Genomic DNA, 22,504 nt, shown 5'->3' with positions numbered 1-22,504 from the left:
AGGACCGCGCCGTGCCCCGCCCCGCCCGCGCCCTCCAGACCGCCCACACCGCAGGCGCATTCCTGCTCGGCCTCACCGCGATCCAGCACGCCGCCGCCGCGCTCTGGCCCCAGGCCATCGCCGCCACCGTCCTGACCGCGCTCCTCGCCGAGGGCCGCATGCGCGAACACGAGCTCGCCGCCGCGCGCCGACAGCTCGCCAAGCACCAGTTCGCCGCCGCTGTCACCGCCGACGACATCACGCCCGCCGGCCACGCCGGTGCCCTCAATGACGAGTTGGTCATCGCCTGGCAGCAGCTGCACGACAGCTGCTGCCTCAACGCGTGGCTCACCAACAACGCCGAACACGACCCGACCCACTGCACCCGTACGGAGAACCGATGAACACCCGCACCTTCCGCCGCGCGGCCGCGTACCTCCCCGCCGCCGCCCTCATCGCCGCAGCCACCGCCGCCGCGGCGACCGGCTGGTGGCTCGCAGGCCTCGTCCTCGCCGGCGCCAGCGGCATCCTCTACGCCGAACAGTCCACCGCCCGCCGCACATCCCCGGCACCCGGCGGGTACCGCACCACCGATGCCACCGCCCTCCACACCCTCTACCGATCCGCCATCGCGGGCGAGCTCCACCGCCAGGCCGCCGCCGACGTCGACCCCGCCACGGCCGAGGGCACCGAATGCCTCGCCGCCTCCGCACTCACCGTCCGCGACGCCGAGCTGGAAACCGCCTACCAGTACCAGAGCGATCTCATACGCCGACTCGGCACCGCCACCAGCGAACTGGAACGGACCACCCGCCAGGCCCGCTACCTCATCGCCATGTGGGAGAACAACACCGAGGGACCCGATGCCCCCGGCCTCCACCGCGCCGCCACCGAGCTGCGCGACCTCACCCGGGCCGACGCATGAGGCACGCCACCGCCATGCCCACGGCCTTCCTGTTCCACCACCGCGGCGACACGATCCCCGGCGTTGTCCTCCCCTCCGGTCGCGCCGTCCTGATCGAGGACGAGGACTTCGGCGCCGCCACCGTCGCCCCCACGGCCGACGACCTCCTCACCAGCTACCCCGGCGCCCACATCCAGTGGCCCGACCTCCCGACCCCGAAAGAGCCCCGACGCATGACACAGCGCCTGAAAGCCCGCACCGTCGACGACGTCCTGGGCGCCGACGGGCACTCGTCCAGCGAGTTCGACGGCGGCGACTGGGACCCCGGATACCGCACCGCCCAGGCGGGCCCCCGGATCGTTCACGTCTTCCACGACGGCCCCGGCGAGGAGCAGCAGATCACCGCCTACACCAAGACCCTCCAGGCGGACGGCTACAACGTCCAGCACGAACAGCAGGACCACGGCGGCCGCCACCGCCTCACCGTCACCCGCCCCTGACCCTCGCGCACGCGCCTGCGAACGCGCGCGCGATAACCGCAGGCGCGCGCGGGCCCCCCAACGCCCTTACCCGCCGGTACACATGACCGGCGCCGACCGTACGGAGACCCGATGGCCGACTACGCCGACCACCCCCGCATCGCCCAGACCCTCCTCGACCAGCAAGCACGCATCAACGACCTCCAAGAGCAACTGACCCGCACCCGCGAGGAGATGAGCGCAGAGCTGCGCGAGGCCCACGGCACGCTGAAGGACCTCCGCCGCGAGATCGGTGAGGCCCGCGAGCTGATCCCGCTCCTCACCGACGACCTGTTCAAGGCCGAGGTCAAGAAGCAGGTGGATGCTCTCGGCCACGCGACCGAGAAGGCCATGGCCGCGAGCGTCGACCGTGTCACCGCCCAGTTCGACAAGCTCGCCGACACCTTCATGGGCCAGGGCCGCCGCCAGCGCCGCACGGGGCAGCCGTCCATCCCCGACCTCATCGAGCGGCACGCCACCACCGCGTCCGCCACACCGCCCGAGACCGACCGTGAGTAGCGCCTGCGCCATCTGCCCCCGCGCGGCGCCCGATGGCGCACACGCCTGCGACGGCTGCGTGCGACAGATCGCCCAGTGGCTCACCGAGCTGCCGCGCCAGATGAGCCACCTGCGCCACGCGCTCACCCTGGAGGGCCGCCCGGCGCAAGGACGCGTCGGCGGAAGCGCCACCGCACCCATCCCGGTCAACCTGTCCGTGCTGAACCTGCTCGGCCCCGGGTGGCCGACCCCGCCCGCCGATCCGTACGGCGACACGACCGGCCCCGTACCGATCGGCCCCCTGCTCGCGGGCTGGGCCGGCTACATCGCCTACCAGCACCAGGCCGCGTGGCGAGACGACCACGGAACCCAGCACAACGGCCCGTGCGTCGGCGCGCACTCCACCCGTGGCGCCGACGTCGCCGGGTGGTGTCACTGGCTCGCCGCCTACCTCCCCTACGCCGCCGAACACACCTGGGTGCGTGACCTCTACCAGCAGCTCGACACCCTCATGGCCCGCGTCTACGACCTCACCCACGCCGTCCCGCACCGCCACCGCCAGGCCGCCCCCTGCCCCAACTGCCGGGGGTACGCCCTCGTCCAGATCGACGGCCAGTTCGGCATCAGCTGCGACGTCTGCGGACACCACCTCACCCCCGAGCAGTACACCGCCCACGCCCAGACCATCCTCACCGCCCACCCAGCCCCCGGAGACACCGAGATGCCCGCCGACACCGACAAGCTCACCGCCCGCCGCGCCGCCGTCCTGCGCCTGTCGCAGGAGAACAAGAGCCTGCGCGCCATCGCCACCGAGCTCGGCATCGGCAAGGACACCGTCGCCCGCGACCTGGAGCACCTGTCGCGCGACAACCCGCGCGACAGAACGGACGAGGCGCGACAGGAACCCGCCACCCCTGAGACACCGACTGCGACACCCGCGCCACCGGTGAGACACCCCGTCGGGTCGACGCGCGCCACCCACGCCGCGAAGGCCGCGCGCGCCGGCGCCGCCATGCGACAGCTCGCCACCGCGGTCGCCGAAGTCGTGGCGGCCCGCGTCCCGTACACGATGGTGTCCGACCAGGTGGCGCACGACTGGGCCGCAGAACTGCGGAAGCACGCAGCGCAGCTGACCCACGAGCGCCAGCAGTTCGCCGACTACTACTCCGACGCGCTCATCGCGGGCGCCGCCATGAGACACCAGCGCACCAGCGATGAGACACCCGCGACAGTGGCGCACCCGGCGCCCACCGCGATCACCCGAGACATCGACCCCGCCCCGCCAGCCCTGCGACTGCGCGTCCAGCCGGAGCCCGACGACGCCGCCTGAAACCCAGCCCGTCGCACGTACGTTCGGCATGTCGCTGGACAAGATCAGCACTTAGCGTGAACATGGTGCCAGCAGCACACGTATGCCAGCCCCCGTCACGTCCCTGGCGGGGGCTGACGCATGCCCGGCAGGGGGTGGCCCGTGCACACGCCTCTCTACTCCGGCACCGAGGCCGCGGCCATGGCCACCGGATGGCGCCGCCAGCTGTCCGCGGACGCCGCCGCCGTTAGCCGGCAGGCCGTCTGCAACTGGGTCACCCGCGGCTACCTGAAACGCTCCGGCCTGGACGAGCGCGGACGCCCCCTGTACTCCCTCGCCAACATCGCTCGGGCCGAACTCGCCACCCGCGCCCGCGCCCTGCGCCTCGCCGGGATCAGCGCCAAAGCAGGCTGAAGACCTCCGCCATTCACCGCGTACGGCCACCCGACATCCGCCATGATGTCCCCCTCATCACGCCCGTCCTTGGGGGGACTATGGCCAGCTACAGCGAGATACAGAGCGCCGTGCGCGTCGAAAAGTTCAAGATCTGGTTCGCCTGGCTCTGCGGCGGGATCCTCTGGCTCATGGTCACCAACGCCACCGCAGACATCGCCGTCGTCAGCGTCGTCACGCAGGCCCTGCTCGTGGTCCTCGGGGTCCTCTCCACCATCGCCGCCGTCACCATGACCAACCGCCTCAACCGCAAAGCCGACGCCGCCCGACGCGAAGTCCTCGGCGACCTGTAGACAGCGGAGGCGCCCGTGGCCGGCATACGCAACGGGCGCCGCTACCGCCGCCTCTGCGCCACGCAGCGCGCCCTCGGGCTGCCCTGCTGGCTGTGCGGCCACAACATCCGATACGACATCGTCGGCCCCGAAGCCGGCAAGCACCGCGACGCCTTCACCCTCGACCACCTCGTACCGCTCAGCCGCGGCGGCAACCTGCTCGACCCCGCCAACGCCCGCAGCGCGCACCGCCGCTGCAACAGCGCCCGCGGCAACCGGCTCACCACCGCACCCGTCACGACATCCCGGAGGTGGTGACCATGTGCAACCTGTGCCACTCCCGCCTGTACCGGCCCCGCTACGAGTGCCGCAGCGCGGTCGAGTACTGGCTACGCTTCGCCCTCGCCGAGCCGCGTGAGTGCGCCTACGTCGCACCTCGCCGCATCGCGTGCCGCCTCGGCCGCCACAACGCCACCTGCATCGGACGCCCCGCACCGCACCCACGGAGATGGTGACCATGTTCGGGCGCGGCCACTGCCCCACCCACGACGCTCCGTCAGCCCGCCGTATCGCTCAGCTCGAAGCCGACACGGGCATCAGCCCCAACGCCGTGACCGAGCACGAGGCGAACGCCCCCTCCTTCACCGAGGCGCACGCCAACCCAGACCTGATCGACTGCGGCAACCAGCGCTGCCGCGAACGGAGGCAGTGACCATGGCGCAGACGGACCGTGAGCGCATCGCCGACACCCTGCGCAACATTGCCCCCGGCCACCCCGTCGGGCGCATCTGGGGGCGCCGCGACGGTGCTGCACCCGACGAAGCCCAAGAGGGCAACGTCTGGGCCGCCGACGTTGACGACATCGCAACCCTCATCGCCGCCGTCCTCGCAGGGCAGGGCACGGTCACAGAGATCGTCGCCCGCCACATGGGGTGACGCGCTGTGCTGCATGTGGTGACCGGTCCGCCTGGTGCGGGCAAGAGCAGCTGGATCCGCGCTCATGCCGGCCCGGGGGACATCGTCATCGACCTGGACCTGATCGCCCTGGCGCTGGCCGCCCCGGGTGCTGACCACCACGCGCACACCGATGCGCTGCTGAAGGTGGCTCACCGGGCACGCACGGCCGCGCTGTACCAGGCCGAGCAGCTGGTCGACCAGGTGGACGTGTACCTGATCCACACCATGCCGCAGGCCAAGGCACGCGCGCGCTACCGACGGCTCGGTGCACAGATCCACGTAGTCGACCCGGGCGAGGACGTCGTACGCCAGCGCGTGCGGGACATGAGGCAGCCCGGCATGGAACGGGTGGTCACACGCTGGTACCAGGAGCACCGACGAGGCGGTTCACGCCCAGTGACACCACAGGCGTCCCGCGCCTGGTGATCGAACCGATCAAGATCGAATCAAGCTGAAGCGGTCACCGGCGAGCGGCTGTTGCTCACTCGACGGGGAGAGTGGGTCCGAAGTTCGGAGTCAAGGCGGGCGACCCAAACGCCCTTGTCTCCCGCCTCTCTCCCCGGCGCCGATCGCTAATCCCAGGATCCACGCAGTTCGGAATTAGCGGCGCATCTCTCCCACGCGCGCATGCGCCTGTCAAGCCCTGACGGGCCGCTACTTTCTGTCACTTTTTGTGCCGACTCGTCCGCGACGGAGGGTGATGTCATGTTTGGTAACGATGCGTCACCGCCCCGCAAGCTCCGGGCCGGGGCCGTCGCCAAGGCGACCAAGGCCGAGCTCGAACAGCTCGGCGTCGACCCGGCGGCCAACGCGGCGGCCGCCGCCGCTCTCCGGCTGGCGAAGGAACTCGACTCGGCCCGCGACGCCCGCGAAAGCACCCCCGCAGCACGCGAGTTGCGGCAGGCGATGGGCGTTGTACGGGCTCTGGCTCCCGTCAAGGAGCGGGGGGACAAGATCGATGAGCTCAACGCTCGCCGTCAGGCCCGGGGAGCCTGAGTCCCTGCGGGGCTGTCAGACGCCCCGGATCATCTCCACGCCCCACTACCGGCGCGTCGAGACCGGCCGGTGGGACGGCATGGAGGACCAGGAGGCGCTCGCCTTCCGCTCCCCGGCTGGCACGGAGTGCATCGAACTGGCCCAGTCGTACGGCACGACCCTCGACCCGTGGCAGCAACTGAGCTTCCACCACTCCCTGGCCGAGGACGACGCCGGCCGCTGGGCCGCGTTCGAAGTGGTGCTGGAGCTCGCGCGGCAGAACGGCAAGGGCGGCTTTCTGGAGTGGAGACAGCTGGGCGGCGTGCTGCTGTTCGGCGACAAGCTGATCATCCACACCGCGCACCAGTTCAAGACGGCCGCCGAGTCCTTCATGCGGCTGGACGAGATCCTGGGTAGCTACGACGACCTCAGCAGGCGCGTGAAGCACGTCTCCAGGAGCCATGGCCAGGAAGGGTTCAAGTTCTTCAACGGCGCCCGCATCAGCTTCCTGGCCCGCTCCGAGAGCAGCGGGCGCGGCTTCAGTGGCGATACGGTGATCATGGATGAGGGGATGATGCTGCGGGCCGCGCCGATGGGCGCCCTGCTGCCGACCATGTCAGCCCGCTACAACCCGCAGCTCATCTACACCGGCAGCGCCGGCATGGGCGAGGAGTCCGAGCAGCTGGGCACGCTGCGCGCGCGGGCCCTCGCCGAGACCGAGGAGCCGGACCAGAGCCTGGTCTACCTGGGGTACGGGATCGACCCGCACGTCAAGGAGTGCCCGCGCGATGAGCGCGAGCGGATCATCTGCCGGGACCACGACGACCGCGACGACCCGCGCAGCTTCGCCAGGGCCAACCCCGCTATGGGCATCCGTATCCGTGAGGCCCACATCTGGCGCGAGTTCGCGACCATGCGCCCGGACTTGTTCGACCGTGAACGGCTCGGTGTCGGCACCTACCCGGTGGCCGTGGACGACGCCTGGAAGGTCATCGACAAGGAGACCTGGGAGGCGCTGACCGACACCTCCTCGGGCATGAAGGACCCGGTGGCGTTCGGGGTCGACGTGACCCCCGAGCGGTCGCACGCGGCGATCGGCGCGGCCGGCCACAACGGTCAGAGCACCGAGGCCGGCGAGGTGACCCACCTGGAGGTCATCGACCACCGGCCCGGCACCGGATGGGTGACAGACCGGCTGATGGATCTGGTGGAGAAATGGCGCCCCTGCGCGATCGTCATCGACACCTTCGGCCCGCCGGCCACGCTGATCCCCGCGGTGAAGAAGCGGCTGGCCGCGAAGCTGGAAGAGACAGGCGACGCGTACTACGAGGAGCTGCTCATCGAGGCCAAGACGCGCGACGTCGCCAACGCGTACGGCCTGTACATCGACCTCATCGAGGAGCAGCGCGCGGTGCACCTGGGACAAGCCCCGCTCGCTACCGCGCTCGCCGGGGCCGATACCCGGCCGGTGGGCGACGGTAAGACCTGGGCCAGGCGCGGCGCGTCGGTCGACATCAGCCCGCTGGTGGCCGTCACGAACGCCGCCTGGGCGCACGCAGAGCGCAAGGACGTCGTACCGGAAGGGGCACCGAACCTGTGGTGATGACCGTGCTGGAGATCCTTTTCGTCCTGGCCGCGCTCGCCGGGGTGGCGATGTTGTCGCTCCCGGCCGCGCTGATCGCGGCAGGCGTGCTCGGGGTCGTCGCCGTGGAGCGGCGCCAGGCCGAGGCCGCGCCGCCGAAGCAGAAGGAGACGGCCGAGTGAAGGGACTGTTCGGCCTGTTCGACCGGCGGGGCCTGGAGGACCCGGGCACCCCGCTCACCGATACGGCTTTGCTGAACTGGCTGGGCGGGGCCGCGACCGACGCCGGCGTGGCCGTCAGCGAGCAGACCGCGCTCCGCATGCCGGCGGTGTGGCGCTCCGTGACCGTCATCGCCGGGGTGTCCTCGGCGCTGCCGCTGCCCACGTTCAAGACCGGCACCCGGACACGGACAGTGAACGCGCTGCTGGAGGACCCGCACCCGGAACTGACGCCGCTGGAGGTCTGGCGCTTGGCGTACCTGTACCGGGTGCTGTGGGGCAACGCGTACTTGCAGAAGATGCGAGCTCCCTCCGGGCAGGTGAAGGAGCTGTGGCCCATCTCGGCCAACAGGGTCCAGGTCGACCGCGAGCGCCCGACCGAGGGCAACCCGACGGGCAAATGGTTCTGGGCCACCGACGACTGGGGCGTGACGCACCGGCTCACCCCCCGCGACATCCTGCACATCCCCGGCCTGGGGTACGACGGGCTGACCGGGGTGTCCCCGGTGAGGCTCGCGTCGCAGGGAATCGGTCTCGCACAAGCGGCGGAGAAGGGCGCCGCGAGGCTGTTCGGCTCCGGCAACATGATCGGGGGCGTGCTCCAGACCGAGCAGCGGCTCAACCCGGACCAGGCCAACGCGCTGAAGGAGCGGTGGCGGGCGAAGATGTCCGGCGTCGCCAACTCGCACGAGGTGGCCGTTCTCGACTCGGGTGCGTCATTCGCGCCGGTGGCGATGCCCAACACGGACGCGCAGTTCCTGGAGTCTCGCGAGTTCCAGAACACGGAGATCGCACGCATGTTCGGCGTCCCGCTGTTCCTCCTGATGGAGACCTCCAAGAGCACGTCGTGGGGTACAGGGCTGGAGCAGCAGGCCACCGGCTGGGTGAAGTTCGACCTCGCCCCTACCTGGCTGGCGCCGACCGAGCAGCGCATCACCAAGGAGCTGCTCGGCAAGACCGAGTACGCGAAGTACCAGGTGGCCGGTCTGCTGCGCGGCGACTCCAGCGCGCGGGCGACGTTCTACCGGGCGATGCGCGACACCGGTGTGATGTCCGCCAACGACATCCGGGAGTTGGAGGACTTGCCGCCGATCCCCGGTACTGCGGGCGACGTCTATCTCCAGCCCACGTACATGGCTCCGCTCGGCTCCAACCCGCTGGCCCCCGACGAGGCCCCGCCCGAGGTCAAGGCCGCGTGGCACCAGGCCGAGGCGCACCGCCTGCTGAACCCAACCCCCGCTGCTGACACAGGAGGCGACGATGAACGTGACCCTGATCGGGACTGAGGAGCGCCGGCGCCTGCCGCTGTCGGCGGCCGACGTCGTGATCCGTGCCGAGGGCGGGGCCGAGCGGTTCAGCGGGCACGCCGTGGTGTACAACTCGCGGACGGCGATCGGCAATCCGCTGCGCTGGGGCTTCTACGAGGAGGTCGCGTCGGGAGCGTGCACCAAGACGCTGACGGAGTGCGACGCGCGGTTCCTCATCGACCACGACTCCTACTACGTCGTCAGTCGGATGTCCGCAGGGACCCTGCTCCTGGCCGAGGACGACCGGGGCCTGGCCGTCGACAGCGCCCTCGACGCTGGCCTGTCCTACGTCTCGGACCTCAAGGCCAACATCCGCAACAAGAACGTCACCGGCATGAGCTTCGGGTTCTACGTCATCAAGGACGAATGGAACCAGGAGCAGCTGGAGATCGAGGGCGCCGACCCGGTCCAGGTCGACGTCCGCATCATCCGCGAACTCCGCCTCGTTGAGGTCTCCGCGGTCACGTTCCCCGCCTACACGGAGACCGAGGCCGAACTCAAGGCCGTGGCCCGTGCCCTGGACCACCGCGGCGACCTCGCCGCCGTCGAAGCCCGCGCCGAGTTCCGGCCCGAGCTGCTCGACATGGTGCACATCTCGCGCGAGCCGGGTGAGTCCACTCGCGTCACACAGGAACCCGCTGAGCCGGCCGTGTCCACTCAGCCCCGGTCCCTGGACGTAGATCTGCGCATGAGAGCGCTGGCCGCCCGCTACGGGCTGCCGCGCTGACCCACCCGACCCATGCCAGCCCCGGAGTCCCCGGGGCTGTCAGGCGTGCCGTGAAAGGACACAGACGCCATGCCCAACCTGCTCGACCGAGCCATCGAGACACAGAACCGCAACTGGTCCCGGATGAACGAGATCCGCGAAGAGGCCGAGCGCGAGGGCCGCGAGATGACCGAGGAGGAGCGGACCAACTGGGACGCCGCCGAGGCCGACCTCACCCGCGCCTCCAACGACATCGAGCGCATCAACCGCATGGCCGCCCTGGACACCGTCGACCGCTCCGGCGCCGTCATCACCACCGGCGGCCCCGAGGACCGTGAGGCCGGTGGCCAGGACGCCGAACAGGCCCGCTACGCCGACGCGTTCGGCCGCTACCTCCGCAGCGGCATGCGCCGCCTGACCGACGACCAGCGCTCTCTCCTGGAGCGCAGCTACAGCGAGCTGTCCGACACCCGCGCGCAGGCCGCCGGCATCGACACCCTCGGCGGCTACCTGGTCCCCGACGGGTTCCTCGGCACGATGACCGAGACCATGCGCGCGTACGGCGGGATCCTCGGCCTGGCCACGCCGATCAACACGGCCACCGGCAACGACCTGATGTGGCCGACGAACGACGACACCGGCAACGAGGGCGAGATCCTCGGCGAGAACGAAGAGGTCGGCGAGCGGGACGTCACCGTCGGGCAGCGCAAGCTCAAGGCTCACATCTACTCCAGCCGCATGGTGAAGGCGTCCCTGGCGCTGATCCAGGACTCCGCGTTCGACCTGGACGCCTGGCTGCCGAGGAAGCTGGGCGAGCGCATCGGACGGCGGGCGGCGCGCTCGTTCACCACCGGCAGCGGCGTGGACGAGCCGCAGGGCATCACGGTGGGTATCGGCATCGGCAAGACAGGCGGCGCCGGCCAGGTCACCTCGGTCACGTACGACGACCTGATCGACCTGGAGCACTCCGTCGACCCGGCCTACCGGGACGCCGGACGCTGCCGGTTCGTCTACAACGACACGACGCTCTCCACCCTGCGCAAGCTCAAGGACGGCGACGGCCGCCCGCTGTGGGTGCCCGTTCCGGCCCCCGGCTTCGCAGCCACGATCAACGGCCAGCCGTACACGGTCGACAACAGCATGCCGGGCCCCGGCGCCAACAACGTCAGCATCGTCTTCGGGGACATCGCCGCCGGCTACATCGTGCGCCAGGTCCTCGCCGTGCAGACCATGCGCCTGACCGAGCGCTACGCCGAGAAGCTCCAGGTCGGCTTCCTGTCCTTCGCCCGTCTCGACGGGATGATCGACGACTACTCGGCGATCAAGGGCTACAAGCACCCCGCGTCCTGACCCCCTCTCCTGGGCGGCACGGCGGTGCCGCCCAGGGCCAACCCTGAAAGGGGCACAGCCCGATGAAGGACATCTACAACAGCGTCCTGGTCAAGGCGTCGCTCGTACCGGCCGCGCGCACCGCGACGGCCACCGGTACGGGCATCGACCGCAACGAGGACGGCTCGATGTTCCAGGACGCGCTCGTCGTCGTCACGGCCGGTGTCATCACCGACGGGACGCACACGATCGAGGTCCAGGACTCCGACGACAACACCACCTTCGCCGCGGTCGCGGACGCCTACCTGGTGGGCGCTGAGCCCGCCATCGCCGCCGCCGACGACAACAAGCTGTACGAGATCCGGTACACCGGCCGGAAGCGGTACCTGCGCGTCGTCAGCACCGTGGCGGGCGCCACGACAGGCGGAGTCGCCGGTGCGCTCGTCATCCTGTCCGACCCGCGCATTGCCCCGGTGGTGCGCAACTGATGGCCCGTATCCGCATCCTCACCGCGATCGGCGGGCTCGGGTTCTCCTGGCGTCCGGGCGAGCTGGTCGACCTGGACGAGACCGAGGCCGCCAAGTGGGCCGACGGCGTACGGGCCGAGTACGCCGAACCCCCGCCCCCGCCCCCGCCCGGCGGCAGCGCGCCGCCGCCGGCGCCGGACGGCAACGACCAAGAGCCGTTCGACCCGAGCGCCCACACCATCCCCGACGTCCTGGCGTACCTGGACACCGTGGGCGAGAGCGAGGCCCTGCGCGTGTACGAGCTGGAGGAAGCCGGCGAGAACCGCGCCGGTATCAGCAAGCAGAAGGACCGCGTCCTGGAGCGTGCTCACGCACGCGACGCCGAGCACGCGGCCACCGGTCCGTCCGAGGTGGCGGCCGACACCTCGCGCGGCGGCGGCCGCGGCGACGGAGCCCTTGAGACCCGCGACCAGTGAGGTGGTGACCGGTGCCGTTCGACTTCGGCGCAACCGCGCGCCTGACTGCTGAGTGCCGCGACCCGGGCGGCACCCTCACCACCGCGGCGACCGCCGTCGTGACGATCGGCCTTCCCGACGGGACGACCAGCACGGCGGCCGCCATCGAGGAGCCGGACGGCAGCGGTCGCTACCAGGCCGACTACGTCACCACCGCCAGCGGGCGGCACACCGTGCGCTGGGTGTTCACCGGTCCGTCCGACGCGTACACCGATGTGATGGACGTACGGCCGGCGCAGTCGACCGCGATCTACTCGCTGGCCGAGGCGCGCAGCCATCTCAAGCTGACGCGGCACGACCAGGACGACGAGGTCCGCACCTGGGTGGAGACCACTACCGAGGCCGTGGAGTGGTTCGTCGGTCCCGTCACTGTCCGTACGGTAACGGAGCGTCACTCGGTCAAGGTGGCCGGTGTCCTGGCGCTGCGTAAGGTCCCGGCGCTGGAACTGACGGCCGTCGTCCCGGTTCTGTCCGGCGCCGGCACGTACGACGTCGACGGTCTGGACCTCGACGGAGACACCGGCATCGTCAGGCGCAAGGACGGCGGCGACTTCCACGGGCCGCTCGACGTCGTCTACCAGGCCGGGCGGCGCATCGTCACCAGCGACATCGCCTCCGCCGGAAAGATCATCCTTCAACATCTGTGGCGCACCCAGCAGGGACCCGGACGACCGCAGCCCGGAACCGGCGACTTCGACGTCACCGAGCCCATCCCGGGCCTGGGCTACGCGATCCCCAACCGCGCCATGCAACTCCTCAGCCCGAAGCAACTGCCCCCAGGGATCGCGTAGATGAAGACCTCAGCCGTACCCGGCGCGATCGACGCACTGCTGTCGATCTGCCGCGCCGCCCCCGCACTCGCCGTGGACCAGGTCCTCATCATCGACGGCCCGCCGGTCGGGGACATGTCCGACCAGGACATCGTCGCCATCGGGTGGAACCCCGGGGACGAACCAGGGGCCGACCTCACCCAGGACTTCGCCTACGCCGGAGCCCGGACCAGGGACGAGGACTTCAACGTCACCGGCTGGATCGAGTCGTGGAGCGGCGACGGCGACGTCCAGCCCCGGCGCGCGCGAGCGTTCGAACTCCTCGGCGTGATCGAGACCGCGATCCGCGCGAGCGGCACGAATACGACCGCGCCCACCCTCGGTGGCGCGGTCCAGTGGGCCCATCTCACCCGGGGCCAGCTCCAGCAGTTCAACACCGACCAGGGCATCCGCGTCGGCATCGCGTTCACCGTGACCTGTCGCGCCCGTCTCTGACCCACCACCAGGAGGAAGCCATGGCGCGTGTGCGCTACATCGGCCCGGAGCCGGTCACCGTGCCGGAGCTGGGCAGGGCTGTGCAGCCGGACGAAATGGTCGAGGTGCCGGACGACCGGTACGAGGGCTACGTCTGCCAGCCGGAGACGTGGGAGTCCGTTGAGGAGCCGAAGCCCGAGCGGGCGCCGGTGATGAGGGTCGCGGGTAAGTCCGCGGCGAAGGAGGGCTGAGCTGTGGCGATCGGTTCCGGGCTTGGTGCTCAGATCGGTATCGCGGCCGAGGTGTCGTACGGGACCGCTGTCCTGCCGACGAAGTTCATCGAGTTCACGAAGGAGAGCCTCGCGCTCCAGAAGACGACCGCGCAGTCCGCGGGGATCGCGGCTGGTCGTCTGGTCGCGCTGTCGTCGCGGCGCGTGGTGACGCAGCGGCAGGCGGCGGGGTCGATCGAGATGGAGGTCACGAACAAGGCGATGGGCGTGTTGTTCCAGTCGCTGATGGGGACGACGGTGACGCCGGTGCAGCAGGCGGCGACGGCGGCGTATCTCCAGACGCACCTGCTCGTGGACACGGCGGGCAAGAGCCTGACCGTCCAGAAGGGTGTGCCGCTGACGACGGGCGCTGTGACGGATAAGACGTTCCTCGGGTGCAAGGTCGTGTCGGCGGAGTTCTCGTGTGAGGTCGGCGGCATGCTGACGGCCAGCTTCGAGATCGACAGCAAAGACTGTGACGAGACGCAGACCCTGTCCGTCGCCAACTACCCGGCCATGAGCCCGTTCCACTTCGGGCAGATGTCGGTGAAGACCGGGTCGTACGGCACGGAGACGGCGCTGGACGGCATCCGGAAAGTCAGCCTGAAGATCGAGCGCCCGCAGGAGACGGAGCGCTTTTACGCGGGGCAGTCCGGGCTGAAGAAGGAGCCCATCTCCAACGACCAGGTCAAGGTGAGCGGGACGCTGGAGACGGACTACGTCGCCACCACCCTTGACGACCTGCACACCTCGGACGCCGCGACGTCGCTCGTGTGGGACTTCACGGGGCCGCTGATCGCGCTGACGCACTACGAGCGCGTCACGTTCAAGATCCCCGCGATCCGGCTGGACGACTCACCGCCTGTCGTCGAGGGCTTCGACGTGATCAAGCCCAAGTTCAACTTCACCGGGCTGTACGACGGCACGAACCCCATCGCGCTGGAGTACATGTCCACCGACATCACACTCTGAGGGGTGGCCGGTGGTCGCCTCCAGCTTTCAGATCCTCGGCACCGGCCAACTCCTCGAACTGCAACGCCGTCTCCGGGCGGCCGGCCACGAGAACATCCGGGCCAGCATGCAGCGGCGTACCCGCCGGGCGGCCGAACCGCTGAAGAACGATCTCCAGCAGAACATCCGGTCCCTTCAGATCAACTCCCCTGGCCGGAGGTCCGGGTCGCGCGGTGGCAGCTCGCCGACGTCGCGCCCACTGCGGGCGACGATCGCCGGGGCGATCCGGATCAGCGTCCGGACCGGGCAGACACCGGGCGCCCGCGTGTGGATCGACCGGAACTCTCTGCCGCCCGAGATGCGGAACATGCCGCAGGTCATCAACACCGGGCGGATCAGGCACCCCGTGTACGGCAACCGGCGCCGGTGGGTCACGCAGACCGCAACGCCCCTGTGGTGGGACAAGACCGTGCGCTCCCACCAACCCCGCATGCAGGCCGAGGTCGCGCGCGTCCTGGACGACGTGCGCCGCCGTCTCGAATAGGAGCAACAGTGATCATCGTCTACACCCCGGCAGGCGGCGGCGAGCCGGAGCAGTACGACCAGCGGGACCTCCTGGTGTCCGAGGCGTCGATCGTGTCCCGGACCATCGACAAGACGTGGGGCGAGATCAAGCAGGGCCTCGGCGAGGAAGACCTCGACTCCATGCGCGGGATCGTGTGGGTGCTGAAGAAGCGCCACAATCCGACGCTGCGGTTCAAGGACTTCGACCCCGGTGTGGACGACATGTCGACTCGCTTCGACAAGCGGGAAATCGTGGACTACGTGCGGAACGCCGTCGCGGTCCGGGCGTCGGAGCCGGACGTGACGATGGAGCAGATCGCGCACATCCTGCGCGAGCTGCCCGACGCGGCAGCCGACCCGGAGCACGCCCGCGCCACGATCGCCGAGCTGACGGCCGAGGGAAAAGACCCGGCCCCGGTGGACCTGCCGGAGTAGAAGGCCCCGAGCCCAACCCGGACATCACCACTGTCCGGCTGGAGTACCTCGGGCTGTTCGCGAACCTCTGCAACATGCCGCCGTCGGTGGTCGACGAGCAACTCGTAGAGGACTTCTACACGCTCATCGCCTGGATGGACGCCCACCTGAAAGCACAGTCCGGAGGTGAGTGACCGTGGCCAGCGCGATGACCTTCGTTCTCGCAGCCCGTGACCTGGCGTCCGACACCATGGACGACATCGGGGACGCCGCCACCCGCATGGGCCGGCGGCTCACCATCGCAGCGATCCAGTCGGACACGGCGATGCGCCGGCTCGGGCGTACGACGACCGCGCGCATGGCCGCGTTCCGGTCGGACACCACCTCCGGGGCGAAAGCCGCCGAGGCCCTGAAGGCGTCTCTCATCTCCCTGGCACCGGCGGCGATTCCGGCGGCAGCGTCGCTGGCGCCGATCGCTGCTGGGGCGGGCGCCGCAGCGGTGGCGATCGGTGTGTACGGTGCGGCGCTTGGCCCGCAGATCGCTGCGATGGGCGAGGCGGCCGAGGCCGAGAAGGCGTACAAGGACGCGGTCGAGGAGTCGGGCCGTACGTCTCAGCAGGCTGTGGCCGCGCAGATCAAGTACTCGGCGGCGATGGCGAAGCTGCCCCCGGCAACGCGGCTCGCGGCGGCCGGGATGTCGGTCCTGAAGGACGAGTACAAGGACTGGTCGGACAGTCTCGCTGGGGACACGATGGGCCCGGTCAACAAGGGCTTGGCGATCTTCGGCGCGTTGCTGCCGACGACGACGGGCCTGGTCAAGGGCACGTCGACTGAGCTGGACCGGATGATGACGATCGCGGGCGGCGCGATGTCGACGCCCGGGTTCGACCGGGCGGCAGCCAAGTTCGAGGGCTTCGCTGTCGGCACGCTCCGCAAGGTGAATGACGGGCTGCTGGCGCTGGCCGGGTCGGATGTTGAGGTCGGCTCCAACGCGGCCGAGTTCATGGACTACGCCGCGGCTCAGGGCCCGGTGGTGAAGTCGACTCTGCTCGCGATCGGTGAGGCGTTGTTCCACCTGTTGCAGGCGGGGTCTGAGGTCGGCGTGGGCATGCTCCAGGTGGTCAACATCCTGGCCAGGCTCGTCAGTGCGGTGCCGCCGGGCGCGATTGCTCTGATGTTCCAGCTCGCCATTGCGATCAAGCTTGTGCGCTTGGCGGCGCTTGGTCTGGCTGCGGCTCGTACGGCGGTGGCCGGGTTCGGTGCGTCGCTGGTCGCGATGCAGACGGCGGCGGCCGGGGCGACGGGCCGTATGGCCACGCTGACGGCGATGTTCGGCACGCTGTCGAAGACGGCGAAGCTGGCGCTGATCGGTACGGGTATCGGGCTGCTGGTGGTGGCGCTCGGGTCGCTGATGCAGATGGGGCAGAAGGCCCCGCCGGACGTCGACCGCATCACCACGTCTCTGGGGAAGCTCGCTACGACGGGCAAGGTGTCCGGCGAGGCGGCGCGCGTCTACGGCAGGGATCTCGGCGGGCTCGCCGACTCCCTGCGCGAGCTGGCCCGCCCGTCGAACGCGGCGGGTATCCAGCAGTGGGCGACGCAGCTCATCGGCATGGACTCCACCCCGGTCAAGGAAGCCAAGAAGGATCTTGACGGGATCGACAAGGCTCTCGCGTCGATGGTCCAGTCCGGCAACGCGGACCAGGCCCGCGCCGCGTTCGACAAGGTCGCCGCGGCGATGAAGAAGAAGGGCCTCAGCGCGCGCGAGCTGAAGGCCGAGCTGGGGGACTACGAGGCGGCCCTCGCTACAGCGGCGCTGGAGGAGCAACTCGCCGCGCAGAGCATGGGCCTCTTCGGCGCTCAGGCGCAGGCGGCCCAACGGAAGCTGGCTGAGGCGAAGGCGTCCACGGACGGGCTGCGGCAGAGCATCATCGCGCTGAATGAGGTGCAGCGTCAGGGCCTCGGCGGGATGATCGGGTTCGAGGCGGCGATCGACAGCGCGGCAAAAGCGGCGAAGGAGAACGCTGGCGCGCTGAAGATGGTCGGCGGGCAGCTCGACCTCAACAGCCCGAAGTCGCAGGCTGCGGCGACCGCGCTGAACGACCTGGCGGCGAAAACCGATGAGGCCGCCGCGTCGACCCGCCAGAGCACGGGGTCGTGGGCAGCGGCGAACGCGGTGTACGACCGGGGCCGGGCGAAGCTGATCGCATCGGCGATGGCGATGGGCCTTACCCGCGGTGAGGCGGTCAAGCTCGCAGGTCAGATCCTGAAGACGCCGGACAAGACCGCGCGGCTGAAGGGCAACCTGGAGGATCTGAAGGCGAAGCTGGCCGACGCGAAGGCGCGCCTGAATAACGCGCCTTCGTCGAAGACGGCGAAGCTGAAGGGTGAGATCTCCGACCTGCAACGGAAGATCGCTTCGGCGAAGTCGGCGATTGCCGGCGTCAAGGGCAAGACCGTCAGCATCACGGTCCAGTACCGGTCTTCCCACTCCAGTGCGTCGGACTTCGCCAAGTCGATCGGCGGCTTCGCGACGGGCGGCCCGGTCGGCTTCCCAGCCGGCGGCCCGGTGCGCGGCCCTGGCACGGGCACATCGGACAGCATCCTGGCCCGGCTGTCCAACGGGGAGTACGTCATCCCGGCGGACCGGGTCAGCCAGCTCGGGGTCGGGTTCTTCGACGCGATCCGTAACGGCAAGGTTGGCCGGGCGAAGCCTGTCCCGACCTCGACGTCAGCGGGCCGCCCGGTGTCCTCCGGGGGTGGGGCGGGGCAGAGCGTGACGAACATCAACATCAAGGTCGAGGGTGCCCTCGACCCGGTGGCGGTGGGGCGGCAGCTTCAGCAGGTGCTCCTCAACTTGAAGCGGACGCAGGGCATCAACGTCAACTTGGGGGTGGGCTGATGACGCTCGTATCCGTTGAGGTCGCGTTCGGCAGCACCCTGTTCACGCCGGTCACCGACATGGTGTGGACGGACATCACCTCCCGGGTCGACGTGAAGGAGGTGGGGATCACCGGGTCGCGGGGTGCGGCGGACGAGCTGGCGGATACGCAGGTCGGGACGTACTCGATGCTGCTGGACAACAGCGACGGGGCGTTCTCTCCGGGGCTGTCGTCGTCGCCGTACTACCCGAACGTCAGGAAGGGCACCCCGATCCGGGTGCGGGTGCAAACCGGCGAGAAGAACTGGGTGCCCAATCCGACCTTCGAGGTGGGCACCGAGTACTGGTCGCCGTCCGGGTCGCAGACCATCATCCAGTCCGTCGTCCGGGCCCACGACGGGGCGGCCAGCATGCGCATCAGCTGGACCGCCGTCTCGTCCCAGTCGGTACGCACCCCCTTGGAGTACCTGACCGCCGGCGCCACGTACACGGCCAGCGCCTGGGTATGGGTTCCGGCCGGCGCCCAGGCCATCCGGCTCAAGGCGGCCGACGAGGCGGGGACCGACATCCAGCTAGGTGCTCTGTCGACCGTCACCGACGCCTGGCAGCGGATCACCGTGACGTGGGCCGCTACCGCGCCCGACCAGCAACTGCGGATCAGCCCGACCGGGACGCCCGCGGCAGGGCAGCAGGTGTGGGTGGACTCGGTGCAGGTGGAAGCCGGGGCCGTGGCGAGCGCGTTCGACCCGGTGCCGATCCGTATCCACCACCGTTTCTGGGGTGCGGTCAACGACTGGCCAGTGAAGTGGAAGGGCCTGTACGCGACGGCCCGGATCACCTGCTCGGACCTGATGGCCCCGCTGTCCCGCCAGCCGCAGCTCCGCAGCGCCCTGGACGAGGAGGTCTTGGAGAACGGGCCGATCGCGTACTACCCGCTGACGGAGGACTCCGGGTCGACGAGCGCGGGCGACCTGTCCGGCATCGTCACCGGGGCCCTGTCGGTGGTGCAGATCGGCGGCACCGGCGGCACGCTCGACTTCGGCTCCGGCGCGGCACCGGCGGCCACGCGCGAGTCCTACCCGCAGTTCACCCCCACGTCCGCGACGGTCGGGAAGTTCCTCTTCGCGGACCTGGGCGACGAGTACGAGCGCCTGAGCGCGGCCCGGTACAACACGGTCGAGGGCTGGTTCAGCACGACAACCGGCGGCCGGGTGATCCTCGGTCTGGAGTCCGTGGACCTCCAGTACCAACTGTGCTTCAGCCTCTCGGCCGGCGGAATCTTCCAGGTGGAGTCCACCATCGACGGCCCCGGGCCGCTGACCGTCCTGACCTCCGGGTCCGGGAACCTGGCCGACGGCGCCATGCACCACTTCGTGTACGACGAGTGGAGCAGCGGTCTGTGGATCGACGGCGTCAGCAAGAGCCTCGGTTTCCCCGGCACCATGTTCGATCTGCGGAAACTCGCGGTCGGCGCGTTCCGGTCAACCCGGCTGTGGTCGGGTTCGGTTGGCGGCGTCGCCCTCTACACCACCTCGGGTGGTCCGCGCGGCCCGGACCTGCTCGACCACTACACGGCCGGGGCAACCGGCTTCGCCGGAGAGGACGCGGACGCCCGCATCCAGCGCATCGCCCGCTACGGCAAGGTCGCTTCGGTCACGATCCTCGGCAGCGTCCACGACCCCGTCGCGTCGCAGGGTGAGGGCGGGGCCACGGCGCTCGCCATGATGCGCGCCGTCGAGAAGTCCGAGGCCGGCCGCCTGTACGCCGAACGCGACTGGATCGGCATGGCGTACCAGTCCCGCGATGTCCGCTACAACCCGAGCCCCGCCGAAGAGGTCTTCACGATCTCCTACGCCGATCTGGAGACCGACGACGTCGAGCTGACCGACGACGACCAGAAACTCACGAACACCGTGGTCGCCCAACGGCCGGGCGGGGCGCGGCAGCGCATCATCAGCCAGCCGTCAATCGACCGGTACGGGCCGTATGACCCCGGCGAGATGACCCTGCTGAAGACCAGCGACGCCGCCGTGGCCGCCGCCGCGAACTGGATCGTGAGCCGGTACGCGGACCCGCCGCCCGAGCTGCGGGAGATCCCCGTCGAGGCGTACACGATGCCGAACTACGCGGACATCCTCGACGGCGAGATCAGCGAGTACTTCACGGTCACCGACCTGCCGGCCGAGTCGGACTCATCCGAGCAGCGGGTCACGATCGAGGGCTACACGGAGACGATCAAGCAGTCGTCGCACCTGATCAAGTTCCACACCTCGCGCTCGGCGAACGACTCCGTGTGGATCCTCGGCGACTCCGTCTACAGCGTCCTCGGCTCCACCACCCGCCTCGCCTACTGAAAGGGCCCACCGTGCCGATCCCTGTTGTGCGGGCGGAAACGTTCTACACCCCGCCCCCGCGCCTGCCCGCCGACGCCTGGGCACATCTCCCGGCCGCCGAGCTGGTGTTCAAGTACATGGAGTACCGCACCGGCCGCCGCCTGTTCCCCCCGACCGGCACCGTCGAGCAGACGTACTACGCCCGCATCAACCACAACCGGTGGCTGACCGACTGCATCTGCGGATCCGCAGCGATCGTCAGCCCCACCGACCCCCGGTACGGCTGTACCGCGTGCGGCTGGGGCTGGTGCGCGCTGATCTTCCCCGACGACGTCGAGGCCGTCGAGGCGTCGGTGATGGGCGAGCCGCCGAACCTGCGGAACTGGTGGCACCCGGACGACCCCGGTAATCCGGACGCCCCGCAGCCCGAGGTGGTGGAGCCGTGACGTTCTCACCCCGCACCTGGGTCGCCGGTGAAACCGTGTCCGAGGCCATGATGAACACCGAGGTCCGCGACCAGTTCAACTCGATGTTCGCCGCCTGGCCGACGTACACCCCGGCGTGGACCGCGTCCACGACGAACCCGATTCTCGGCACGAGCATCATCACCGGCCGGTACCTCAAGGTCGGCCGCCGGGTCGATGTCTCCGTGCTCCTGACGACCGCGTCGGGTACGGGCTTCGGTGCGGGCATCTATGCCTTCAGCGTCCCGTTCACCGCGGCATCGGCAACGGTCCCGTACCTCGGCACCTCGCGCCTCACCGGAGCCGACACCTGGATCGGGCAGACGTCCTTGGCCAGCGGCGGGACGACGTTCAACTGCACGTTCCCGTCCAGCGCCACGAACACGCGGGGGACGAACATGGGTCGCAACGACCCCGAGGTCCACGCGATCGGGATGATCCTGCGCGCTTCACTGACGTACCAGTCCGCGACCTGATGGACCGCCGCCGTGTTCTCACCGCCGTGGCTGGTGCGGCTGTTGCTGCACCGCTGTCCGCGTTCCACACGCCTACGAAGGGGCCTGCCCGTATGTCGCACCATGTTCTGGTCACCGAGGCGGGGGCGCGTCTCGCGCTCCTGGCCTGTGTCCTCCGCAACTCCGGCGACGGATGGAAGATCCTCAACGATGCCGGGCACAGCCCCTCTGGCATCACCGGCGTGATCACCCACCCGGACCGGCTGGAGCTGACACACGCGGACACCGCCGCCAAGGTCTTGAGCGTGCAGGTCAAACCGGACGAGTACCTCACGGCTCGCGCCTACCGCTGCGGTGAGTCCGTCGGTCTCGCCGCCTCCCGCATCTACCTGTACAAGGGCACGTCGACGACCCCGCTCTCCCCGGCAACCGTGGTCGCGGCGACCGGCAATCTCTGGGTGAAAGGGTTCATGGAACTCCCGCCCGCGCCGTAACCCGCCCCGTATTCCGGGCCCCGAGCCACCAGGCCGGGGCCTCTCTCATGCCAGGAGGCACGCATGGCACAGCTCGACACCGACGAGCTCGCCCAGGTCGCGTATGCGGCGTACGGCGAGAGCGTCGACCACCGCAACCTCCTCGGCCATCCGATGCCGGAGTGGGCCGAGCTCACCGAGCCGATCCGGGCCGCGTGGACGGCGGCCGCGGCCGCCGTCGCCCGAGCGGCCACCACCCGCACCAGAGACGGGAGTTGACCATGGCCACAGCCATGTCCGCGGCGCGGTTCCTGCGCGCGCTGAAGGACGAGGGTCTGACCGTCGTCGAAGTCGGCGACTGGCGTACGCACAACCGCAACAAGGTCGGCCCCTGGGGCCCGGTCCACGGCGTGATGATGCACCACACGGTCACCAAGGGCACCGAGACCACCGTCCGCATCTGCCGT

General features: G+C 69.9%; 30 protein-coding genes and 2 pseudogenes. All 32 read left to right on the top strand.

The genetic code is table 11. From position 1 onward, the window contains the following. Positions 1-383, top strand: a pseudogene (locus P3L51_RS24620) (hypothetical protein); the annotation flags it as partial. Further along, positions 380-904 carry a hypothetical protein gene (locus P3L51_RS24615; RefSeq protein ID WP_354607460.1) on the top strand — a complete coding sequence of 175 codons (525 nt, stop codon included), beginning with the start codon at positions 380-382 and terminating at the stop codon, positions 902-904. The pseudogene P3L51_RS24620 and the gene P3L51_RS24615, both read left to right, overlap by 4 nt. Positions 905-918: 14 nt before the next feature. After that, positions 919-1,383 carry a hypothetical protein gene (locus tag P3L51_RS24610; protein ID WP_354607459.1) on the top strand — a complete coding sequence of 155 codons (465 nt, stop codon included), beginning with the start codon at positions 919-921 and terminating at the stop codon, positions 1,381-1,383. A gap of 111 nt (positions 1,384-1,494) precedes the next feature. Further along, positions 1,495-1,920 (top strand): hypothetical protein, encoded by a 426-nt coding sequence (locus tag P3L51_RS24605; RefSeq protein ID WP_354607458.1) that lies wholly within the window; start codon positions 1,495-1,497, stop codon positions 1,918-1,920. Positions 1,921-1,978: 58 nt separating this feature from the next. Continuing rightward, a complete protein-coding gene (locus P3L51_RS24600) occupies positions 1,979-3,229 on the top strand; it encodes a helix-turn-helix domain-containing protein (protein ID WP_354607457.1) in 1,251 nt (416 codons plus the stop codon). A gap of 141 nt (positions 3,230-3,370) precedes the next feature. Further along, positions 3,371-3,622 carry a MerR family transcriptional regulator gene (locus tag P3L51_RS24595; protein ID WP_354607456.1) on the top strand — a complete coding sequence of 84 codons (252 nt, stop codon included), beginning with the start codon at positions 3,371-3,373 and terminating at the stop codon, positions 3,620-3,622. A gap of 80 nt (positions 3,623-3,702) precedes the next feature. Further along, a complete protein-coding gene (locus P3L51_RS24590) occupies positions 3,703-3,954 on the top strand; it encodes a hypothetical protein (RefSeq protein WP_354607455.1) in 252 nt (83 codons plus the stop codon). Positions 3,955-3,969: 15 nt separating this feature from the next. Further along, positions 3,970-4,251 carry an HNH endonuclease gene (locus P3L51_RS24585; RefSeq protein WP_354607454.1) on the top strand — a complete coding sequence of 94 codons (282 nt, stop codon included), beginning with the start codon at positions 3,970-3,972 and terminating at the stop codon, positions 4,249-4,251. 199 nt (positions 4,252-4,450) lie between these two features. Then, positions 4,451-4,645 (top strand): hypothetical protein, encoded by a 195-nt coding sequence (locus tag P3L51_RS24580; RefSeq protein WP_354607453.1) that lies wholly within the window; start codon positions 4,451-4,453, stop codon positions 4,643-4,645. Positions 4,646-4,647: 2 nt separating this feature from the next. Then, complete coding sequence (locus P3L51_RS24575) at positions 4,648-4,869, top strand: hypothetical protein (protein ID WP_354607452.1); 222 nt, start codon at positions 4,648-4,650, stop codon at positions 4,867-4,869. An 18-nt stretch (positions 4,870-4,887) separates the two neighbouring features. Then, positions 4,888-5,316 (top strand): AAA family ATPase, encoded by a 429-nt coding sequence (locus P3L51_RS24570; protein WP_354607451.1) that lies wholly within the window; start codon positions 4,888-4,890, stop codon positions 5,314-5,316. Positions 5,317-5,595: 279 nt separating this feature from the next. Beyond that, positions 5,596-5,886 carry a hypothetical protein gene (locus P3L51_RS24565; RefSeq protein ID WP_354607450.1) on the top strand — a complete coding sequence of 97 codons (291 nt, stop codon included), beginning with the start codon at positions 5,596-5,598 and terminating at the stop codon, positions 5,884-5,886. Further along, on the top strand, positions 5,849-7,468 hold the full coding sequence (locus tag P3L51_RS24560; RefSeq protein ID WP_354607449.1) for a terminase large subunit domain-containing protein: 1,620 nt from the start codon (positions 5,849-5,851) through the stop codon (positions 7,466-7,468). The genes P3L51_RS24565 and P3L51_RS24560 overlap by 38 nt, the downstream gene beginning before the upstream one ends. After that, positions 7,468-7,629, top strand: coding sequence for a hypothetical protein (locus tag P3L51_RS24555; protein ID WP_354607448.1), 162 nt, complete (start codon positions 7,468-7,470; stop codon positions 7,627-7,629). The genes P3L51_RS24560 and P3L51_RS24555 overlap by 1 nt, the downstream gene beginning before the upstream one ends. Continuing rightward, the gene (locus P3L51_RS24550) at positions 7,626-8,951 is read left to right on the top strand and encodes a phage portal protein (protein ID WP_354607447.1); all 1,326 of its coding nucleotides are present in this window, start codon (positions 7,626-7,628) and stop codon (positions 8,949-8,951) included. The genes P3L51_RS24555 and P3L51_RS24550 overlap by 4 nt, the downstream gene beginning before the upstream one ends. After that, the gene (locus P3L51_RS24545) at positions 8,926-9,699 is read left to right on the top strand and encodes an HK97 family phage prohead protease (RefSeq protein ID WP_354607446.1); all 774 of its coding nucleotides are present in this window, start codon (positions 8,926-8,928) and stop codon (positions 9,697-9,699) included. The genes P3L51_RS24550 and P3L51_RS24545 overlap by 26 nt, the downstream gene beginning before the upstream one ends. A 69-nt stretch (positions 9,700-9,768) precedes the next feature. Next, the gene (locus P3L51_RS24540) at positions 9,769-11,028 is read left to right on the top strand and encodes a phage major capsid protein (protein WP_354607445.1); all 1,260 of its coding nucleotides are present in this window, start codon (positions 9,769-9,771) and stop codon (positions 11,026-11,028) included. A 62-nt stretch (positions 11,029-11,090) separates the two neighbouring features. After that, the gene (locus P3L51_RS24535) at positions 11,091-11,495 is read left to right on the top strand and encodes a hypothetical protein (protein WP_354607444.1); all 405 of its coding nucleotides are present in this window, start codon (positions 11,091-11,093) and stop codon (positions 11,493-11,495) included. Then, positions 11,495-11,950, top strand: coding sequence for a hypothetical protein (locus P3L51_RS24530; protein WP_354607443.1), 456 nt, complete (start codon positions 11,495-11,497; stop codon positions 11,948-11,950). The genes P3L51_RS24535 and P3L51_RS24530 overlap by 1 nt, the downstream gene beginning before the upstream one ends. A gap of 11 nt (positions 11,951-11,961) precedes the next feature. Continuing rightward, positions 11,962-12,780 (top strand): hypothetical protein, encoded by an 819-nt coding sequence (locus P3L51_RS24525; RefSeq protein WP_354607442.1) that lies wholly within the window; start codon positions 11,962-11,964, stop codon positions 12,778-12,780. Then, entirely contained in the window at positions 12,781-13,254 is a 474-nt protein-coding gene (locus P3L51_RS24520; RefSeq protein WP_354607441.1) for a hypothetical protein, read from the top strand. Between the two features lie 20 nt (positions 13,255-13,274). Then, positions 13,275-13,484: a hypothetical protein gene (locus P3L51_RS24515; protein WP_354607440.1), complete on the top strand. Its 210-nt coding sequence runs from the start codon at positions 13,275-13,277 to the stop codon at positions 13,482-13,484. 3 nt (positions 13,485-13,487) lie between these two features. Continuing rightward, positions 13,488-14,474, top strand: a complete 987-nt coding sequence (locus tag P3L51_RS24510) for a phage tail tube protein (RefSeq protein WP_354607439.1) — start codon at positions 13,488-13,490, stop codon at positions 14,472-14,474. 10 nt (positions 14,475-14,484) lie between these two features. Continuing rightward, on the top strand, positions 14,485-14,997 hold the full coding sequence (locus P3L51_RS24505) for a hypothetical protein (RefSeq protein ID WP_354607438.1): 513 nt from the start codon (positions 14,485-14,487) through the stop codon (positions 14,995-14,997). A gap of 8 nt (positions 14,998-15,005) precedes the next feature. Beyond that, positions 15,006-15,452 (top strand): hypothetical protein, encoded by a 447-nt coding sequence (locus P3L51_RS24500; RefSeq protein WP_354607437.1) that lies wholly within the window; start codon positions 15,006-15,008, stop codon positions 15,450-15,452. A 175-nt stretch (positions 15,453-15,627) separates the two neighbouring features. Further along, on the top strand, positions 15,628-18,333 hold the full coding sequence (locus P3L51_RS24495; RefSeq protein WP_354607436.1) for a hypothetical protein: 2,706 nt from the start codon (positions 15,628-15,630) through the stop codon (positions 18,331-18,333). Beyond that, positions 18,333-20,666, top strand: a complete 2,334-nt coding sequence (locus tag P3L51_RS24490) for a carbohydrate binding domain-containing protein (protein WP_354607435.1) — start codon at positions 18,333-18,335, stop codon at positions 20,664-20,666. Before P3L51_RS24495 ends, P3L51_RS24490 begins: the two co-directional genes overlap by 1 nt. A gap of 11 nt (positions 20,667-20,677) precedes the next feature. Then, positions 20,678-21,091: a hypothetical protein gene (locus P3L51_RS24485; RefSeq protein ID WP_354607434.1), complete on the top strand. Its 414-nt coding sequence runs from the start codon at positions 20,678-20,680 to the stop codon at positions 21,089-21,091. After that, entirely contained in the window at positions 21,088-21,585 is a 498-nt protein-coding gene (locus P3L51_RS24480; protein WP_354607433.1) for a hypothetical protein, read from the top strand. Before P3L51_RS24485 ends, P3L51_RS24480 begins: the two co-directional genes overlap by 4 nt. Before the next feature lie 92 nt (positions 21,586-21,677). Beyond that, a complete protein-coding gene (locus P3L51_RS24475; protein WP_354607432.1) occupies positions 21,678-22,058 on the top strand; it encodes a hypothetical protein in 381 nt (126 codons plus the stop codon). A gap of 63 nt (positions 22,059-22,121) precedes the next feature. Next, positions 22,122-22,316: a hypothetical protein gene (locus P3L51_RS24470; RefSeq protein WP_354607431.1), complete on the top strand. Its 195-nt coding sequence runs from the start codon at positions 22,122-22,124 to the stop codon at positions 22,314-22,316. 2 nt (positions 22,317-22,318) lie between these two features. Next, a pseudogene (locus P3L51_RS24465) lies at positions 22,319-22,504 on the top strand (N-acetylmuramoyl-L-alanine amidase); the annotation flags it as partial.

The sequence above is a fragment of the Streptomyces panacea genome (assembly GCF_040560175.1).
In the GTDB taxonomy this organism is placed as follows: domain Bacteria; phylum Actinomycetota; class Actinomycetes; order Streptomycetales; family Streptomycetaceae; genus Streptomyces; species Streptomyces panacea.
Note: the sequence above shows the minus strand (reverse complement) of the source record. Positions and strands in the feature narration are given on the sequence as shown.

What these genes read in the sequence shown, in the direction of transcription:
- P3L51_RS24520 (WP_354607441.1), top strand. Translation starts at nt 12,781, where the DNA reads ATGAAGACCTCAGCCGTACCCGGCGCGATCGACGCACTGCTGTCGATC.
- P3L51_RS24580 (WP_354607453.1), top strand. Translation starts at nt 4,451, where the DNA reads ATGTTCGGGCGCGGCCACTGCCCCACCCACGACGCTCCGTCAGCCCGC.
- P3L51_RS24555 (WP_354607448.1), top strand. Translation starts at nt 7,468, where the DNA reads ATGACCGTGCTGGAGATCCTTTTCGTCCTGGCCGCGCTCGCCGGGGTG.
- P3L51_RS24565 (WP_354607450.1), top strand. Translation starts at nt 5,596, where the DNA reads ATGTTTGGTAACGATGCGTCACCGCCCCGCAAGCTCCGGGCCGGGGCC.
- P3L51_RS24515 (WP_354607440.1), top strand. Translation starts at nt 13,275, where the DNA reads ATGGCGCGTGTGCGCTACATCGGCCCGGAGCCGGTCACCGTGCCGGAG.
- P3L51_RS24540 (WP_354607445.1), top strand. Translation starts at nt 9,769, where the DNA reads ATGCCCAACCTGCTCGACCGAGCCATCGAGACACAGAACCGCAACTGG.
- P3L51_RS24490 (WP_354607435.1), top strand. Translation starts at nt 18,333, where the DNA reads ATGACGCTCGTATCCGTTGAGGTCGCGTTCGGCAGCACCCTGTTCACG.
- P3L51_RS24560 (WP_354607449.1), top strand. Translation starts at nt 5,849, where the DNA reads ATGAGCTCAACGCTCGCCGTCAGGCCCGGGGAGCCTGAGTCCCTGCGG.
- P3L51_RS24590 (WP_354607455.1), top strand. Translation starts at nt 3,703, where the DNA reads ATGGCCAGCTACAGCGAGATACAGAGCGCCGTGCGCGTCGAAAAGTTC.
- P3L51_RS24530 (WP_354607443.1), top strand. Translation starts at nt 11,495, where the DNA reads ATGGCCCGTATCCGCATCCTCACCGCGATCGGCGGGCTCGGGTTCTCC.
- P3L51_RS24535 (WP_354607444.1), top strand. Translation starts at nt 11,091, where the DNA reads ATGAAGGACATCTACAACAGCGTCCTGGTCAAGGCGTCGCTCGTACCG.
- P3L51_RS24470 (WP_354607431.1), top strand. Translation starts at nt 22,122, where the DNA reads ATGGCACAGCTCGACACCGACGAGCTCGCCCAGGTCGCGTATGCGGCG.
- P3L51_RS24575 (WP_354607452.1), top strand. Translation starts at nt 4,648, where the DNA reads ATGGCGCAGACGGACCGTGAGCGCATCGCCGACACCCTGCGCAACATT.
- P3L51_RS24475 (WP_354607432.1), top strand. Translation starts at nt 21,678, where the DNA reads ATGTCGCACCATGTTCTGGTCACCGAGGCGGGGGCGCGTCTCGCGCTC.
- P3L51_RS24545 (WP_354607446.1), top strand. Translation starts at nt 8,926, where the DNA reads ATGAACGTGACCCTGATCGGGACTGAGGAGCGCCGGCGCCTGCCGCTG.
- P3L51_RS24610 (WP_354607459.1), top strand. Translation starts at nt 919, where the DNA reads ATGCCCACGGCCTTCCTGTTCCACCACCGCGGCGACACGATCCCCGGC.
- P3L51_RS24605 (WP_354607458.1), top strand. Translation starts at nt 1,495, where the DNA reads ATGGCCGACTACGCCGACCACCCCCGCATCGCCCAGACCCTCCTCGAC.
- P3L51_RS24615 (WP_354607460.1), top strand. Translation starts at nt 380, where the DNA reads ATGAACACCCGCACCTTCCGCCGCGCGGCCGCGTACCTCCCCGCCGCC.